Consider the following 15502-nt stretch of genomic DNA (forward strand, 5'->3'; position numbering starts at 1 on the left):
ATGGCAGCCCAAATCACTCACGGGTTAGTGGGCTACTGCGGCGGCGCCGTGTTCGTCGACCAGCGCGCCGGTGACGAAGCGGTCCAGGCTGAACGGCGCGACGTAGGGGTGCGGCTCGTCGTGCGCGAGGGTGTGCGCCATGCACCAGCCGACACCCGGGGTGGCCTTGAAGCCACCGGTGCCCCACCCGCAGTTGAGGTAGACGTTCTCAAACGGGGTGCGCCCGACGATCGGCGACGCGTCCGGGCAGACGTCGACGATCCCGCCCCAGGTCCGCAGCAGGTGCGCGCGGGCGAACACCGGGAACAGTTCCACCGCCGCGGCCATCTGCCGCTCGATGATGTGGAACGCGCCGCGCTGCCCGTACCCGTTGTAGGAGTCGACGCCCGCACCCATCACCAGCTCGCCCTTGTGCGCCTGCGACACGTACACGTGCACCGCGTTCGACATGACGATCGTCGGGTGCACCGGCTCCAGCAGCTCGGAGACCAGCGCCTGCAGCGGGTGGCTCTGCACCGGCACCCGGAATCCGAGCTTGTCGGTCAACGTCGAGGTGTGCCCCGCCGCGCACAACGCGACCTGCCCGGTGGCGATGTCACCCCGCGTGGTGCGCACCGTGGTGACCCGGTCGCCGTCGGTGTCGAACCCGATGACCTCGCAGTCCTGGATCAGGTCGATGCCGGCCTCGTCGGCACGCCGCGCGAACCCCCAGGCCACGTAGTCGTGCTTGGCGATGCCGGCGCGCGGCTGATAGGTCGCGCCGAGCACCGGGTAGCGGATGTCGGTGGAGGTGTTGACGATCGGACAGATCTTGCGGACCTCGTCCGGGTCGACCCACTCCGCGTCGATGCCGTTGAGCTTGTTCGCCTCGACCCGCCGCACGCTGTCCCGCACGTCCTGCAGGGTGTGCGCCAGGTTGAGCACGCCGCGCTGGCTGAACAGGATCGGATAGCCGAGGTCCTCCTCGAGCCCCTCCCACAGCTTCAGCGAGTGCTCGTAGATGCCGGCGCTTTCGTCCCACAGGTAGTTGGACCGGATGAGCGTCGTGTTGCGGGCCATGTTCCCGCCGGCCAGCCAGCCCTTCTCCAGCACCGCGACGTTGGTGATGCCGTGGTTCTTGGCCAGGTAGTGCGCGGTGGCCAGCCCGTGGCCACCACCGCCGACGATCACCACGTCGTAGTGCTTCTTCGGCGCCGGGTTGCGCCACAGGAAGTCCGGGTGGTCGGGCAGATCGGCGCCCGGGGTCCTCATCGGGTTGCCTCCATGCAGGGGTAGAGCGGGTGGCGCTGGGCCAGCACGGCGACGCGCTTGCCGAGCACGGCCTGGGTCGCGTCGTCGAGCTCCGGGCGCAGCGCGGTGGCGATGATGTCGGCGACCTCGACGAAGTCGTCCTGCTGGAACCCGCGCGCGGCCAGCGCCGGCGTGCCGATCCGCAGCCCCGAGCTCACCATGGGCGGGCGCGGGTCGAACGGCACCGCGTTGCGGTTGACCGTGATCCCGACCGAGTGGAGCCGGTCCTCGGCCTGCTGACCGTCCAACGTCGAGTCGCGCAGGTCGACGAGCACGAGGTGCACGTCGGTGCCGCCGCTGACCACGTTGATGCCCGCCGCCCGCGAGTCCTCGGCGAGCAGCCGCTGCGCGAGGGCCTGAGCCCCGTCGAGCGTCCGCTGCTGCCGTTCCGCGAAGGCGGGCTCGGCGGCCAGCTTGAACGCCACGGCCTTCGCCGCGATGACGTGCTCCAACGGTCCACCCTGCTGACCGGGGAAGACGGCGGAGTTGAGCTTCTTGCGCAGCTCATTGCCGGACAGGATGAACCCGCCGCGCGGCCCGCCGAGCGTCTTGTGGGTGGTCGAGGTGACGACGTGCGCGTGCGGGACGGGGGAGGGGTGCAGCCCCGCGGCGACGAGCCCGGCGAAGTGCGCCATGTCGACCATCAGATACGCGCCGACCTCGTCGGCGATGCGCCGGAACTGCGCGAAGTCCAGCTGACGCGGGTAGGCCGACCACCCGGCGATGATCAGCTTCGGGCGGTGCTCGTGCGCGAGCCGCGCGACCTCGGCCATGTCGACCCGGTGGTCCGACGCGTCCACGTGGTAGGCGGCGACCTTGTAGAGCTTGCCGGAGAAGTTCAGCTTCATGCCGTGCGTCAGGTGCCCGCCGTGCGCCAGGTCGAGTCCGAGGATCGTGTCGCCAGGGTCGAGCAGCGCGGTCATCGCGGCGGCGTTGGCCTGCGCGCCGGAGTGCGGCTGGACGTTCGCGTACTCGGCGCCGAACAGCGCGGTGATCCGGTCGATGGCGAGCTGCTCGATGACGTCGACGTGCTCGCAGCCGCCGTAGTAGCGCCGCCCCGGGTAGCCCTCGGCGTACTTGTTCGTCAGTACCGAACCCTGCGCGGCCATGACGGCGGCCGGCGCGAAGTTCTCGCTGGCGATCATCTCCAGGGTGTTGCGCTGGCGGGCCAGCTCGGCCTCGATGGCCGCGTGCACCTGCGGGTCGGTGGCGGCCAGGGTCTGGGTCAGTACGGCCTGAGTCACGCGGCGCACCTTCCTGAAAGACGGAGTGGCGACAACTAATATATTAACTGTGGGCCAGCGTAGGTACCCGTTCGGCTGACGTCAAGGGTTGTCTTCGTTCGCGAAACAGGCCGCCATGTCAGTACGACATGACGGCCTGTTCTGGCGGTTTCTAGCTGAAGAGCCCGCCGAGGAACTTGGAGACCTTCGACATCACGCTTTCGACGATGGTGTCGGGGTCGGGGGTCTTTGCGGCGCCACTGCCGCCGTTGGACTCTTCGGGCTTCTTCGGCCCGCCGGCAACCTGCTCGCCCGGCTGCGGCCCCTCCGATGCGCCGGAGGAGGACGACTGGTCCTTCTTGCCACCGAAGATCGAGCCCAGCAGGTTGTCGACGAACTCGCCGACGCCCCCGGAGTCAGCGGCGTCGCCGCCGGCGGGACTGCTGGAGGAACTCGCGCCGGAGCTGCTGCTCTGCGAGTCCTTCTTGGTCGGGTTGCCCGCGACGGCGTCGGCAGCCGAGTCGTCGCCGGCCGGCCCGCCGGGTCCTGGCGGTTGCGCTGTCACGTGAGCCACCAGCTGAACCGGCGCGCTGACCGGCTGCGCGGCAACGGCGGTCGGGGCGACTGTCGCCGCGGCGACGCACGCCAGAGCGACACCCGCTGACACCTTCGCGGCGCGGCTCACCGCGCTCCGAGCTGGCGTGGATCCCATGAGCAAACTCCCCCTACATATGCGGACGCACTGCATCCCTACCACAGAACCGAGGCCAGTTTCCCCGAAACGACCACAGATGACCGGACGGTCTTGTAAGGTCAACTAGCCGTTATACCGTAACACGACGGTGTGAGTCACGCGGGTCGTTCGGGGTTCTTCATGGGGGTCGTTGATGCGGAGACCAGTGGGCACACGGTGCGCGGGAGTCGTAGCCGGGCTGACGCTCACCTTCACAACGGCCATGCAAGGGATCTCGTCTGTTGACGACGTCACTGCGATCTCGGCGCCGATCCACCTGACCGCTGGCACAACACCTCTCGGAGCTGTGTCCGAGCAACCGATCCGACTCGGGTCCGGGTTCCACGGCGTACCGATGGGCCCTGGTGACGGCCCCCAAGGAGGGAACAACGGCGCCGCTGATCCCGTGCCGAAACCTGCCACGCAAGGCTCGACCGACTCCGGGTCCGGCAGCAGCGGTCCTGGTCGTGAAGCGGAGAAGCCGAATGTCGCGCCGAAGCAGGACCAGGAACCGGCCAGCAACGGCAGCGGCCCGACGAACGAACCGAAACCGCTACCGCCAGCTCCAGCGCAGAGCGCGTCTGGTGTCCAGTCGAGTGTTGCGGCTCGGCCTACGCAGACTCCGGCGCCTGCTGCTGCGGTCGTTCCTTCTGACACCCCGCGGGCGCCGAATGTCGCTCCGCAGACCCAGCCGAACGCGGCGTCGGCGAGCACCCCGCCTATTGCGCCACGTGCGACTCCGGCGCCGCGAGCAATCCCGGCGCCCACTGTCCCTCAAGCGCCTCCGCGCGTAGGACCGACCACTCAGCCCAACGCCGCTCTGCCGAGTGACGCCCCTGTCGCCCCGCCTGCCGCGATACCGGCGGCCGAGGCTGCGCACTCGAGCGCGGTTCCTGGGTTGCCGCCCACAAAGACACCAGAATCCAACGACTCTCAAGTGCGGCAAGACTGTGCCACGGTGGCAGTCGGCTGTTCGAAGCCCACGCCTGGCATCGGGACCGGTGGTGTCGGATCAGGCGCTGTTGGAGAGTCACCATCGTTAGCGGAGCAGGTCAAACACACCGCGCTGGATCTGGCCGAGTCGTTGCCGGTTCTCGGACCGCTCGCCAGAGGTCTCAACGCCGCCGAGAGCGCCGCGAACGGCAGTCTGCCTGGCTCGGCACCCAAGCTTCCAACGGCTGCACCGGCTACTTCAGGCGCGATTCCTCCTGCCGGACCGGCTGTGAGGCCGGATCCGACACGATTCCGCTCTCTGACTGGGCACGACCCCGCGACTGAGCAGGACTGGCTTACGGCTGCCGCCTTGGATCCGCAGTTCGGTGAGGAAGAAACGGCCGCTGTGGTCGGTGCAGTTCGAATTAATCCCACCCCGGGCGCTGGGCAAATCCATGGGGATGCCTTCATCCAAGATCATGATGTGTTAGGTGCTCCACCTGGCATGTGGCACTCGGGGGATAATCGTGGGTTTGACCCGAACGCGGCCCCAGATAAATCCCGAGTCTCGATGGTGGTCGATTTCGAGAACGGTGTCACAGTTGTGCGCCAAAACCCGACGCATGCAACGAATGGAGACGTGGGTATACATCCGCCTCATGTCGGTGTCGAGCAAGACGTGGATGGTCGCGTGCGGATGAGATTGGAGGCGACGAATGGTCTGATCCCAGAGTTTGTCGGCACTACTCTGGGAGAAAGCGTTCGTGGTGACTTCATTATTGATCCTCACGGCGGCCCACACGGAGTTCCGTCGGTAGATGGTAAGGTAACTCAGTATCCATCCTGGGAGGGGTACTCTTCGAAGCCTGGCCAGCCGCCGACGACGGTGCTGCAGCGTGAGCAGAATGATAAAGGCGAAAAGACTGGTCCAGGGCTCAATCTGCCTAGGGATAGCGTTGGCGTTGGGCAGAACCCTAAGAAACTCGATGAATGGCACCAAAAATACCATCCTGATCAGGTTGACACAGCTAAAGCTAACGGAGCAAATCCGGTGCAGCAAATCCACGATCCTGAGTTCTATCCCTACCCGATGCCAGATCTTCCGGCGCCGACGCCAGATGGCCATGGCGGAATAGTCGTTCCTCAAGCTACGCAAGTCCGATGAGTCGAAAGATTGAGTCGAGACGCGCACTAGCTGCGGTGGGAGTTGTTCTGGTTTCCGCTGCAGTGATGTTTGCACTGTTCATGGGCTCTGGAGGACTACTTTTCTTTATCCCCCTCGCGCCACTGTTCAAGGTGATCAATAATACGCTGACAGCGTATCTTCTTGTATTTGTTGCTGTCCCCTTGGCGGGTGTGGTTTTCTGGCGCACGCCTTGGTGGATTCGCTGGGTATGGCTAGGAATTCTTCTCAGTAATTTGACCCTGATGATGTTGCTTGGAATAGGGTTGGGCTCTAGTGGGGCATGAGTAAGTGGTCCAATCTGCCTGTAGGTGTTTCCGCCTACTGCAGGGTTAGCGTGTTGAACACACCTCGAAAGACCGGTTCAAACTCGCCGAATATCTGCTTTGTGGTCAATCCGGTTATTACGTACGAGGTGTTGTGGTCGACCACGTACAACTGCATGTTCCGTGCGGGAACGGATTGTAGAATGTAAGTTCCGCCCAGTAGCCATGCTTGGACTCCGTTGGGGAGAGTAATTGGCTCGTCCAACATGGGCTGATATTCCTTGAGTGCTACCTGTAGGAGCCCTCGTGACTTCGCTACCAGCGCAGGGAGGCCGCTGGTATTAGGAGTGACCACGACCGAGAGGGTGGCGCGTACCGTGTTTGGGCCTTCGCCGGGTAGCGTGAATTGTGCAGCCACACTCGGGTCGTCGCTCGAGCCAACTTGGAGAAACCCGGCGGGCAGAGTGAGGGCGAAGTGGGCGCGTTGGTCCTGGTATCGAGGGCCGGTTGGAGTCGGTGCTGCCGGAGCGGACGGAGCTATACCGGCAGATTCGGCAGGATTCGGCGGCGCCGTCGCGGTTGAACATCCCGACAGTGCGATCAGTGGCGCTGCGGCGAAGGCAACGCTCAGCTTCGCGCACCGATGGAGCTGGAACGACATAGGATCGTGTCCTCCTGCTGGTATTCTTGGGGTACTGATACTCATGGATGGACCTTACTGCAGCGTGAAGGTGCTGAACGCAGACCTGAAAACTGGGTCGAACTTGTCGAAGACCGCTTCGGAGGTCATACCGACGACCGCGTAGGCGATCTGATGTTCAACCACTTCCAACTGTATCGTCTGAACCTTTGCCCCTTTTAGGGTGTAGGCGCCGCCAAGCAACCAGCCCTGCCTGCCGGAGGGCAGGCTGATGGGTTCGTCGATCGTGGAGCGGTAGTCCGGAAATGTTGCTTGCAGCATCTGTCGGGTGCCGACGATGTTCGCGGTCAGGTCGCCACTGGTCGGGTTGAGTACGACTGTCAGGCTTGCTCTGGCTGCGCCTGGGACACTGCCCGGCAGATCGAACTCTGCGGCTACTGTCGGCCCCGGTACGGTGGCTGGTGTCGAGGCTGGTGACCTGGTCTGCACGAATCCAGCTGGTGGTGTGAGACTGAACTCTGCATGGCTGCGAGGTTCGGGCTGAGGTAGTTCGGCGGGCTCGCTTGAGCAGGCCGGCAGGATGAGTAGCGTGATCAGCACGATTGCGCTGGTCACGCTGACACGGTGCGGTGAGGCTAGTTTTCTCAACCTTGTTTCCTGGGAATCTCGTTGCCGCTCTTTATGATTGATCTGGCGCACACATCACTATTATAATAAACCTAATCGCGGGCAAGCGGGTCGAGTGTCTAGTGATGCGTGGTTTTTTTCAGGGCCATTTTCTTAGCTGGTCAGATCTCTCTGATCCAGGAAACGTATGGGCAAGGAAGGAAGATGGCGTGGTGGCGCCGGAGCAGTTGAGTCGTGTGGTGTCGCACGCTTTGCGGCACGAGCCGTGGGTCTATGAGCTGGAGCTCGACGGTGAGGGGTGGGCCCCGGTCGACGGGCTGCTCACCGCGGTGCGTGAACAGGGACCTCGATGGTCGGACGTGGATCGGGATGCGCTCGTCGACATGATCGAGTCGTCGGCGAAGCGGCGGCATGAGATCGATGGGGACCGCATTCGCGCTCTGTACGGGCATTCGGTGCCTGGGCAGGTACTGAAGATCGAGGCCGAGCCGCCGGAGCGGCTCTTCCACGGGACGTCGCCTGAGGCGTGGGAAGCCATTCAGTGCGACGGCCTGCGTCCGATGGCCCGTCAGTACGTTCACCTCTCGGCCGACGTTTCCACTGCGGAGCAGGTCGGGCGCCGGAAGGCGTCGGCTCCGGTGATCCTTGTCGTGCAGGCTCGGCGGGCACACGAGGCTGGGTCCCGGTTCTGGCAGGGGAACGATTTGGTCTGGCTCGCGGACCACGTACCAGCGATCTGCCTGTCGACCGATTGATGCGGCGCGGGTGTCGGTAGCTAGCGGACGTCCAGCAGAGTCACCGAGGGCGCGACCAACGCGAGTGTTCTGGTCAGGCGCTCCTCGTCGAGACGCCAGCCGTTGACCGGGACGCTGGTCGCCAGAACGTCGGCCGGGATGCCGGGCAGGAGCGCCTTGCTCATCTTCATCGCGGTGGCGCCGGGACTGCCCGGCAACGGAGCGAGGCCCTCCCTGCGCTGGACCCCGACATAGGTCGTCGCGGAGTTGGATGTCTTCTGGACGAACAGTGCCACCGATATGACGTCTGCCCACGGGACTGTTCGTCCGGGTAGCTCCCGAACCAGCGGTGAACGGCCGACCGTGATGCCTTCGGCGTCCACTCGTAGAGCGAGTTTTCCGCGCATCAGACCCAGTGCGTAGGCAACGCCGCCACCGCCGAAGAACACGATGGTCAGGCCGGCGATCATTGGGTTGTCGGACCACATGAAGAAACCGGTGACGGCGAACACCGCGCTGACGAGCATCACGACCACTGACTTGGGGGTCCAGCCGTACTTCGCCAGGTACACGGTGTCGCTGGCGACGTCACTCTCTCCCACGGTCCCACCCTCCGAATCGACCGAGCCCGCTGCTCGTGCGGCGGAGTATGTCCCAGCCCACGATCCACTTGTGGCGAAACGGGGAAATTGGCAGGTGGCTGGCAGTCGAGCGATTAGTCGAAGTCGCCTCGGGCAGTGCCCTCGAGGAAGGTCTGCAGCGCGCGGGGAGTGAGGAGCAGGATCGGGCTCGCGGTGCCCAGCTTCGAGTCGCGGATGGCGGGGCGGCCGGGGACGGTGAGGCTCAGCTCGACACAGCCCGAGTTGCCCTCGCTGTAGCTCGACTTGAACCAGCTGGGTGCGGTCCGTGCCGTGTCCGGAGCCATTAGGTGTCCTTTGCTGCCTGGGTGAGTGCCGCTGCGGACTCGTCGGGGTGCAGCGCCTGCGCTTGGAGGCGCTCGAACACTCGGCGGTAGTCGGACACCTGATCGGCCTCATCGTAATAGAGGCCTTGCCTCCTGGTCTCGACGTAGACGGTGCCGGGATCGCCTTCGAACTCCGGCGGGTAATCCAAGATCGTGAAGGCGCCTTCTAGCCCGGGGTGTGCGCCGGTGGCGTCGGGTAGCACTTGGAGCTCGATGTTCGGGAGCTTTGTGAGTTCGACCAGATGGTGTAGCTGAGCCCGCATCACTTGAGGGCCACCGACCGTGCGGCGCAGCGCGCTCTCCTCGAGTATCGCGCGGACCCTCGGGGCCTCCTCGGAGCGAGTGAGGATGTCCTGGCGTGTCATCCGCAGGTCGACCTTGGCTGCGATCTCGTGGTCGCTCCGCTGTCGTTCGCCGGCGTGGTGGACGACAGTGGCGTACTCGCGCGTTTGGAACAGGCCGGGGATGAACTGCTCATAGATGGAGATTCGCGCGGCGCCGGTTTCCAGGCCCAGGTACAGCTCGAACCAGTCGGGGACGGTTACCGGGAGGTCGGTCCACCAGTCCTTCGTCCTCTGGGCGGACCTCAGCAGCTGGCGGAAGAACGGGACCCGTTCGGGCCGGCCGTACCAGTTAAGTAGGACCTCGACGTCACTGCCGGACGGGAGCCGCACGTTGTTCTCGAAGTGGCGGTAGGCGCCGGGCGTCTTGTCGATCCGCTCGGCGGCCTGTGCCGGTTCGTATCCGGCTGCCTCGCGTAGCCGCCGCAACTCCAGGGCTATCCACCGGCGCACGGCGTATCTCGATGTATGCGTGACCACGATGCTTCCCCCTTCAGCTTCGGGCAGGTGCTGCTCGGACAGTGGATCACCCGGGTAGGCCATGCATGGACCGTAGCGCACTCGGTATGTAGCGTGCTACGGTCTGTTATAGACGCTAACGGCGTCAGCTACGAGAGTAGTGCACGGGGGCTCGTTCGAGACTGGAAGGTGTTCTGTGGGGATGGATGGGGGTGATCTGTCGCCGGTGGTCGAGTTCATGGTGAGCCAGCCGGGCATGATCGAGAGGGTGCTGGCCGAGCACATTCCGGACGCGGCCGGCGACTGCATCGGGTGCGGTGGCCAGATGCGAGTGAAGTGGAAGTGCGTCCACTACGAGTGCGCCGTACTAGCGCGCGACAGGCGTGGCCGGCCACGGCCATGACGGTGTCGGCCACCGCGGATCCGGACTTGGCCGCGGTGGCCGGGCGTGGCCGATCCGTGGCCACGGCAGGGGGCATCGCGTGGCCACGCCGGGCGCTGTGAGCCCCGAACAGGCGCCGATTGTCGAGCGATTCCAGGGCTCACGACAAGGAAATCACGTGCCGAGCGCTGGCTCGCGTTCGGTTTGAGTTCACTTTACGTTCGCCGTCAGTGCGGTGATCAGTTAACGATCACACCCTACTGTCAGCCGGGACGTCACTCGACGGTTGATCATCGACTGGGCGTCACGTGCGGTGTTTTGAGTACCGAGCGCCGCGAGCAGTGTGGTCCTGCGAATGTGCGGGTGCGTACGACCAGCATCGGCCGAGCGGGACGTGTGGGTCTCTGTGTGAGTTGTGACCGCGGCCGACCCCTTCTTCTCTTCAGCGATGGCGGATTCAGCCCTGGCCGGGCGATGGGGACGTTCTTGAACCGGGCCGACGCGAACCGCCGAACACCTCAAGTACCAGCTACTACTCGCGGGAGTCTGTGTCATGGCGGCGGTGAACTCGATCAGCAGGCGGTGCGTTCGCACCGTCATGCCGGTCGTGTCCCGGATGCCGCTGTCGGTTCTGATCGGTGCGGTCGCGTTGCTGTGGCTGCTCGCCGGGACCGCCTCGACACACGACACTCGGCCGGCCGCGGCCACCTCGACGGCCACCGGCTCGGCCACCGCGATGGCCAATCTGACGGCCAACCCGGCGGCCGATCTGACGGCCATGGCCACCGCGGTCACGGTGGTGCCGGTGGCCAACATCGTGCCGGCGGACATGGGTGGCCTCGGTGGCGACAGCTCCTGCGCCGACCCGGCCGCGTGCGGCGGGGCGGGCATGGACTGGACCGGCTCCGGCGGGGGACCGTCGCAGTCCTCGGTGTCAGGCGGTGCGATCGACGAGGACCCGGTCGAGGCTCCGGCGACGACGTGGTCGTCGCGCCCGGCCGCACAGACCGGGGCCCAGACCGACGAGCCGGCGACCGACCCGAACGCCGCGGCGCTCCCGGGTGCCCCCGCTGAGGCGAAGCCCTCGGCGAACGCGAACCCGGCCGACGACCCGCGGCCCGCGCTCCCGGCGAAGGTGACCAAGGCGAGCGCGACGCCGGAGCAGCCCGAGTCGCTGCCCGTCGCGGTCGTGAAACCCGAGGCGAAGTCCGCCGCGCCGGTCGAGCAGCCCGAGGACGCGGTGAAGACCGCGGTGACCGGGCGGGCCGCCGCGACGCGCGAGGCGGTCGACCAGACCGTCGACACGGTCGGCGGGCAGCTCGCGGACACCGCGAAGCGCGCCGCCTCGCAGGCACGGACCGACGTGGACGAGTCGGTGGAGCAGCTGCCAGGCCGGGTCGCCGACGCCGCGCACCGCGCCTCCTCGACGGTCGCGCGGGACACCGCGGACGACACCGCCGAGCCGCTGCAGGCGATCGCGGGCTGGACCAAGGGTGCCGCTCACACGGCGGTCGACCAGGCCGACGAGCTGCTCGGTCAGGCCAAGGAAACCGTCGTCCGAGCCGCCGGAGCGAGCCGCGGCTCAGGTAACCCGCCGGCCGAAGAGTCTGGCGTGAGTCGTGCCGCTGAGAAGACCGCTCTCGGCGAGGGTCGTCCAGTGGGGAAGACCGCCGAGCGGATCGCTGCTCGAGCCGAGGACGTCGCTGACCGGAGCGTTGAGCGCGTCGCCGTTCAGGGCGCGGCCGCCGCGGGTCGGATCGCCGGATCGGTCGGGGACGCGGTGAACCGCTCGACCCAGAAGGCCGCAGCGAACGACTCCACCGCGCGGATCGCTGCTCGCGGCGCGAACACACAGGCCGAGGGCACACTCGAGACGGCGGCGAACCGGACCGCTCAGAAGCTGGCGGGGTCAGCCGCGAGCGAGCTCGCCGGTCGGGTCCAGAAGCTGGCGGGACCCGCGATGGATGAGCTAGCCGGTCGGGTGACTGGTCAGGCCGCGAACGCCGCGAGTGCGGTGTCGGCCAGGGCGGCTGGCGGGGCGATTGACGATCAGCTGAAGCTCGGTGGCGGACGTGGCGCGCAGAGCGTGTCCGATGTGCTCAACGGTGGGGCGGACCTGGTGTCCGGCATCGTGTCGAGTGTCGGCGGGAAGCAAGCCGGAGAGCGGACGCATCAGGTGCTGTCCGGGATCGCTGATGATGTCTCCTCGGCGATCGCGGCCGGAAACACCCTGGGCGGGCGGCACGGTTGGGTGGGCAAGCAGGCCGGTATGGGTTCGGTCCCGGGCCGTGGTGACGACTCGTCGCTGCAGGCCTGGCGCGACCAGGGCGACCGGGTCGGCGGTGTGGGCGGGAAGACCGCGCTCGCGGCCGATCGGGGCGCCGGGCAGCAGGGTTGTTCCGCCCAGCAGCGTTGTGACAGTGGTTCGGCTCAGGTCCTCGCCGGTCAGCGCTCCGCAGCGGGAGCGCGCGGGCCACCGGCGGATGCGAGCGACCCCGACGATGACTCTCCTTATGCATTGACCGCCTATGACCGCGGCGCCTCGCGGGCCTCCGACGAGGTTTCGCAGCAGGCAACCGATCAGGCGTTGAACGACCGGCTGGCCGTGATCAAGGGCCAGAAGGACCTGGATGCCGCGAAGGCGGGCCTGGACAAGGGCACCGTCACGCAAGCCGACTACGACAAGAAGGTCGCCGCCCAGAAGGCGTTGCAGACCGCGTCGGACAAGTCGATGGCTCAGGTCTCCCCGGACAACGGGCAGCTGATCGACGACGTGATCACCGGGCATCAGCAGCTCGGCAAGGACGAAGCGGCGCTCACGCAGCAGAAGACCGCGCTGGACGCGGCGTGGGACAAGCAGCGCACCGACCTGGCCGCCGGCAAGTTCGATGTCGGCTCGTTCGTCGGGACCGCGATCCAGACCGGCGAGTATCACCGGGCGCAGGCCCAGTACAACCAGCTGCGCGATGACGTCTACGACGCCACCGACCAGCTGCGCGAAGAGACCGGACATTCCAACCCTGACCAGGGTGTGGGCACCGACGGTGCCGGTGCTGCGTGTGGCTCGAGCGGGGCGTTCACCGGATGCAGCGCCGCGACCGCCGGCCGCCACGGTGATGAGCAGTCCTGCCAGGGCCTCGCCGGGGTGTCCGAGTGTTCGGTGTCGGTCGGATCCGGGTCCCGGACGGCGTCGGGTGACTGCTCGATCGACGGGGTCTGCAAGACCAACGCGAACTACGGGGCGAACACCGCGCAGAGCACCTGCAAGCCCGGTGGCGATTGCCAGACCAGCAGCGACGCCGACCGGTGGCAGGCACAGGCCGGCTGCTCGACCAGCGTCGGCTGCGACGGAAAGTCCACGTCACAGCGTGGAACCGCTCCGGCGGGCGGAATCGGGACGGCCGACGCTCAGCAGGTGGGGACGCCGAAGGCCGCGGCCCAGCAGAACGACGCACCGGCGCGTAAGGCCGAAGGCAGCGCCCAATGCCAGGGCCAGTGCTCCCTGAACACCAGCGCCGACGTCAGCGGTTACGCGCAGGTCGGGTGCCAGGCCAGCGGTGGCGGTTGCGACACCCACAGCACCAGCAGCCGCACCCAGCCCGCTCCTCAGCTCGGTGACCAGCCCGCGGCGCAGGCCTCGGACAAGAACTCGGCGGCGCCGGCCCAGAACGCCTCAGCCCAGAACGCCTCGGCCCAGCCGGGGGAACCTCGGGTTCGTCAGGCCGATGCGCAGTCCTCGTGCAAGTCGGGTGCGGGTGGCTGCGAGGCGACCAGCTCCACGGACGCCGGTAACGCCTGGAACCCGGATGCTTCCGGTCAGGCGGGGACCAACGTCTACTGCGCGGGCGGGGCGACCTGCTCCGGGTCCGGTACCACCAAGACCAGCGTGGGCGCGGCCAGCGGCACCGGCGCGACCCGCCACGGTGACTCCGAGTCCGGCTGCACGGTGGTGGGCGGCAACTGTCACGCCACCAGCGACTCCGGCGCGAACAACCCGCTGCGGACCCGCGTCGAGCCGGGTACCGGCGGCTGGCGGCCTGGTGTCGGCTGGACGGCACCGAAGATCACCAAGGTCGACGGCAACTCCCGAGGCGAGGGCAACGCCGAAGCCAGCGTGGACTGCGCGGGCGCCACCGGCTGCGGCGGCACCAGCTACAGCAGCACCGGTGCGAGCGTGACGACCGCGGCCGCGCCGGGGCAGCCCGCCGCGACCCGCGAGACCCACGGTCACAACGAGTGCACGGCCGGCGCGACCGGCTGCACCAGCCAGTCACGGTCGCAGGCCGAGGACCGGATCGCCGAACCCGACATGCTGGCCTCCGGTAACCCGTTCCTGCGCGGAGGAGCCGGCCGCTACGGGGCCGACCTCGCCGGACTGACGGGCTTCGCCGACGGCGGGCACTCGGCGACCGGCTCGGGATCGGCACCGTCTGGGGCCGCGCCCGCGGGTGGACCCTCCTCGGTCGGTTTGAGTGGCTCCGGTGGCGTGGGCTCGGGCGGCGGCGCCGGCGGTGCCGGTCCCGTCGATCAGGGTGTCGGCACCCGGCTGGCCGGCTGCACCGGTGAGGGTTGTGACAGTGCGGCCGCACCGAGCTCGCCCGGCTACTCCCCGGTGTCCGAGCGCGGCCCTCCGGCGCGTGATCTGTCGGCGTCGAGCCAGGCCGGCAGCCAACTCGACTGCTCCACCCCCGGATGTGCCGGGAGCGCGGTCAGCTCGACCAGCGCGTCGGCATCCGGCGATGTACCGCTCAAGGACAGCACCGGCGAGTCGTCCTGCAACTCGATCAACGGCTCCGGATGCGCCACCAACTCCGACAGCTCGGTCGGCACCCGCACGAGCGCCCCGGTGAGCAAGCTCCCGGCGAGCGCCGCGACCCCGAGCCAGCGTTCCCCCGAACTCGGCACCCAGCCGATCGACCCGCAGCCGGTCAGCGTCTCGCACGCCTCCGCGGACGGCGGATGCCCGGTCGGAGCCGCCGACTGCACCGCCGGCACCCGCAGCGCGACCACCTCGCTCGACACCGCGGTCTCGGATCGCCGCGCCGGCTCCGACTCCACCGCCGGCTGCCAGGTCACCGACAACGGCTGCCAGGTCCCCTCGCACTCCGACGCCTCCAGCGCCCCCGACTACATCGTCTACGACGGCGCCACCCGCAAGCCGCTCGCTCAGCAGCCCAGCCGCGGCGCGACCAGCAACTCCGGGTCCGACGCTCATCTGACGTGCACGAAGGACTGCGGCGACCAGACGTCCGCTGGGAAGGTCACCAAGGCCAGCTTCGACACCCAGACCGGCGACTCCGGTGCCGGCGGGCAGGTCACCAACTGGTTCAACAACGGCGCAGGCAACCACGGCAACGGAAACAACGGCAACTACAACAACGGGTTCTTCAACACCGGTGACCACAACACCGGCGACCGCAACGTCGGCAACGGCAACGTGGGCGACGACAACCTCGGTAACGCCAACCTCGGCTCGAACAACCGGGGTAACGCCAACATCGGCAACAGCAACACCGGTGACGCGAACCGGGGCAACGCCAACGTCGGAAACGCCAACCTGGGCTCCCACAACGTCGGCAACGCGAACGTCGGGTCGAACAACCGGGGTAACGCGAACGTCGGCAGCGGCAATGTGGGCAACGCCAACATCGGGGATGCCAACGTCGGCTCGTTCAACCGAGGCGACGGGAACCGGGGCTCGAGCAACCGAGGGTCGTTCAACCGGGG

11 protein-coding genes and 1 pseudogene are annotated in these 15502 nt (G+C 67.3%); 5 read left to right on the plus strand and 7 right to left on the minus strand.

Going from position 1 to position 15502, the window contains the following annotated elements; genetic code table 11:
- Positions 1-24: 24 nt before the first annotated feature.
- The 3 genes from G406_RS0123135 to G406_RS0123145 form a co-directional block, all read right to left on the minus strand.
- Positions 25-1251, minus strand: coding sequence for a sarcosine oxidase subunit beta family protein (locus tag G406_RS0123135; RefSeq protein ID WP_028935606.1), 1227 nt, complete (start codon positions 1249-1251; stop codon positions 25-27).
- A complete protein-coding gene (gene glyA, locus G406_RS0123140) occupies positions 1248-2534 on the minus strand; it encodes a serine hydroxymethyltransferase (protein WP_281172529.1) in 1287 nt (428 codons plus the stop codon). The genes G406_RS0123135 and glyA overlap by 4 nt, the downstream gene beginning before the upstream one ends.
- 151 nt (positions 2535-2685) lie before the next feature.
- A complete protein-coding gene (locus G406_RS0123145) occupies positions 2686-3225 on the minus strand; it encodes a hypothetical protein (RefSeq protein WP_156935103.1) in 540 nt (179 codons plus the stop codon).
- A 1324-nt stretch (positions 3226-4549) separates the two neighbouring features.
- On the opposite strand from G406_RS0123145, the gene G406_RS57240 reads away from it, so the two are divergent.
- Positions 4550-5344 (plus strand): hypothetical protein, encoded by a 795-nt coding sequence (locus G406_RS57240; RefSeq protein ID WP_156935104.1) that lies wholly within the window; start codon positions 4550-4552, stop codon positions 5342-5344.
- Complete coding sequence (locus G406_RS57245) at positions 5341-5649, plus strand: hypothetical protein (RefSeq protein ID WP_156935105.1); 309 nt, start codon at positions 5341-5343, stop codon at positions 5647-5649. Before G406_RS57240 ends, G406_RS57245 begins: the two co-directional genes overlap by 4 nt.
- A gap of 694 nt (positions 5650-6343) precedes the next feature.
- Here G406_RS57245 and G406_RS57250 read toward each other — a convergent pair.
- Positions 6344-6883 (minus strand): hypothetical protein, encoded by a 540-nt coding sequence (locus G406_RS57250; RefSeq protein WP_156935106.1) that lies wholly within the window; start codon positions 6881-6883, stop codon positions 6344-6346.
- A 221-nt stretch (positions 6884-7104) separates the two neighbouring features.
- On the opposite strand from G406_RS57250, the gene G406_RS0123165 reads away from it, so the two are divergent.
- Positions 7105-7650, plus strand: coding sequence for an RNA 2'-phosphotransferase (locus tag G406_RS0123165; protein WP_028935611.1), 546 nt, complete (start codon positions 7105-7107; stop codon positions 7648-7650).
- A gap of 20 nt (positions 7651-7670) precedes the next feature.
- On the opposite strand, the gene G406_RS0123170 is transcribed toward G406_RS0123165, so the two are convergent.
- The 3 genes from G406_RS0123170 to G406_RS0123180 all read right to left on the minus strand — a co-directional run bounded on the left by G406_RS0123170 (position 7671) and on the right by G406_RS0123180 (position 9477).
- Positions 7671-8231 carry a hypothetical protein gene (locus G406_RS0123170; protein ID WP_028935612.1) on the minus strand — a complete coding sequence of 187 codons (561 nt, stop codon included), beginning with the start codon at positions 8229-8231 and terminating at the stop codon, positions 7671-7673.
- Between the two features lie 113 nt (positions 8232-8344).
- The gene (locus G406_RS0123175) at positions 8345-8554 is read right to left on the minus strand and encodes a DUF397 domain-containing protein (RefSeq protein ID WP_028935613.1); all 210 of its coding nucleotides are present in this window, start codon (positions 8552-8554) and stop codon (positions 8345-8347) included.
- On the minus strand, positions 8554-9477 hold the full coding sequence (locus tag G406_RS0123180; RefSeq protein ID WP_084216326.1) for a helix-turn-helix domain-containing protein: 924 nt from the start codon (positions 9475-9477) through the stop codon (positions 8554-8556). Before G406_RS0123180 ends, G406_RS0123175 begins: the two co-directional genes overlap by 1 nt.
- Positions 9478-9595: 118 nt before the next feature.
- On the opposite strand from G406_RS0123180, the gene G406_RS0123185 reads away from it, so the two are divergent.
- Together G406_RS0123185 and G406_RS49215 are read left to right on the plus strand one after the other, a co-directional pair.
- Positions 9596-9796 (plus strand): hypothetical protein, encoded by a 201-nt coding sequence (locus tag G406_RS0123185; protein ID WP_028935615.1) that lies wholly within the window; start codon positions 9596-9598, stop codon positions 9794-9796.
- A gap of 532 nt (positions 9797-10328) precedes the next feature.
- Positions 10329-15502: pseudogene (locus G406_RS49215) on the plus strand (hypothetical protein); the annotation flags it as partial.

The organism is Actinospineispora spinosispora DSM 44797, from assembly GCF_000429025.1.
GTDB lineage: Bacteria > Actinomycetota > Actinomycetes > Mycobacteriales > Pseudonocardiaceae > Pseudonocardia > Pseudonocardia spinosispora.

Bases quoted from the DNA above. Each gene is read 5' to 3' on its own strand.
- G406_RS0123135 (WP_028935606.1), bottom strand. From the start codon at position 1,251: ATGAGGACCCCGGGCGCCGATCTGCCCGACCACCCGGACTTCCTGTGG.
- G406_RS0123145 (WP_156935103.1), bottom strand. From the start codon at position 3,225: ATGGGATCCACGCCAGCTCGGAGCGCGGTGAGCCGCGCCGCGAAGGTG.
- G406_RS57245 (WP_156935105.1), top strand. From the start codon at position 5,341: ATGAGTCGAAAGATTGAGTCGAGACGCGCACTAGCTGCGGTGGGAGTT.
- G406_RS0123175 (WP_028935613.1), bottom strand. From the start codon at position 8,554: ATGGCTCCGGACACGGCACGGACCGCACCCAGCTGGTTCAAGTCGAGC.
- G406_RS0123180 (WP_084216326.1), bottom strand. From the start codon at position 9,477: ATGGCCTACCCGGGTGATCCACTGTCCGAGCAGCACCTGCCCGAAGCT.
- G406_RS0123185 (WP_028935615.1), top strand. From the start codon at position 9,596: ATGGATGGGGGTGATCTGTCGCCGGTGGTCGAGTTCATGGTGAGCCAG.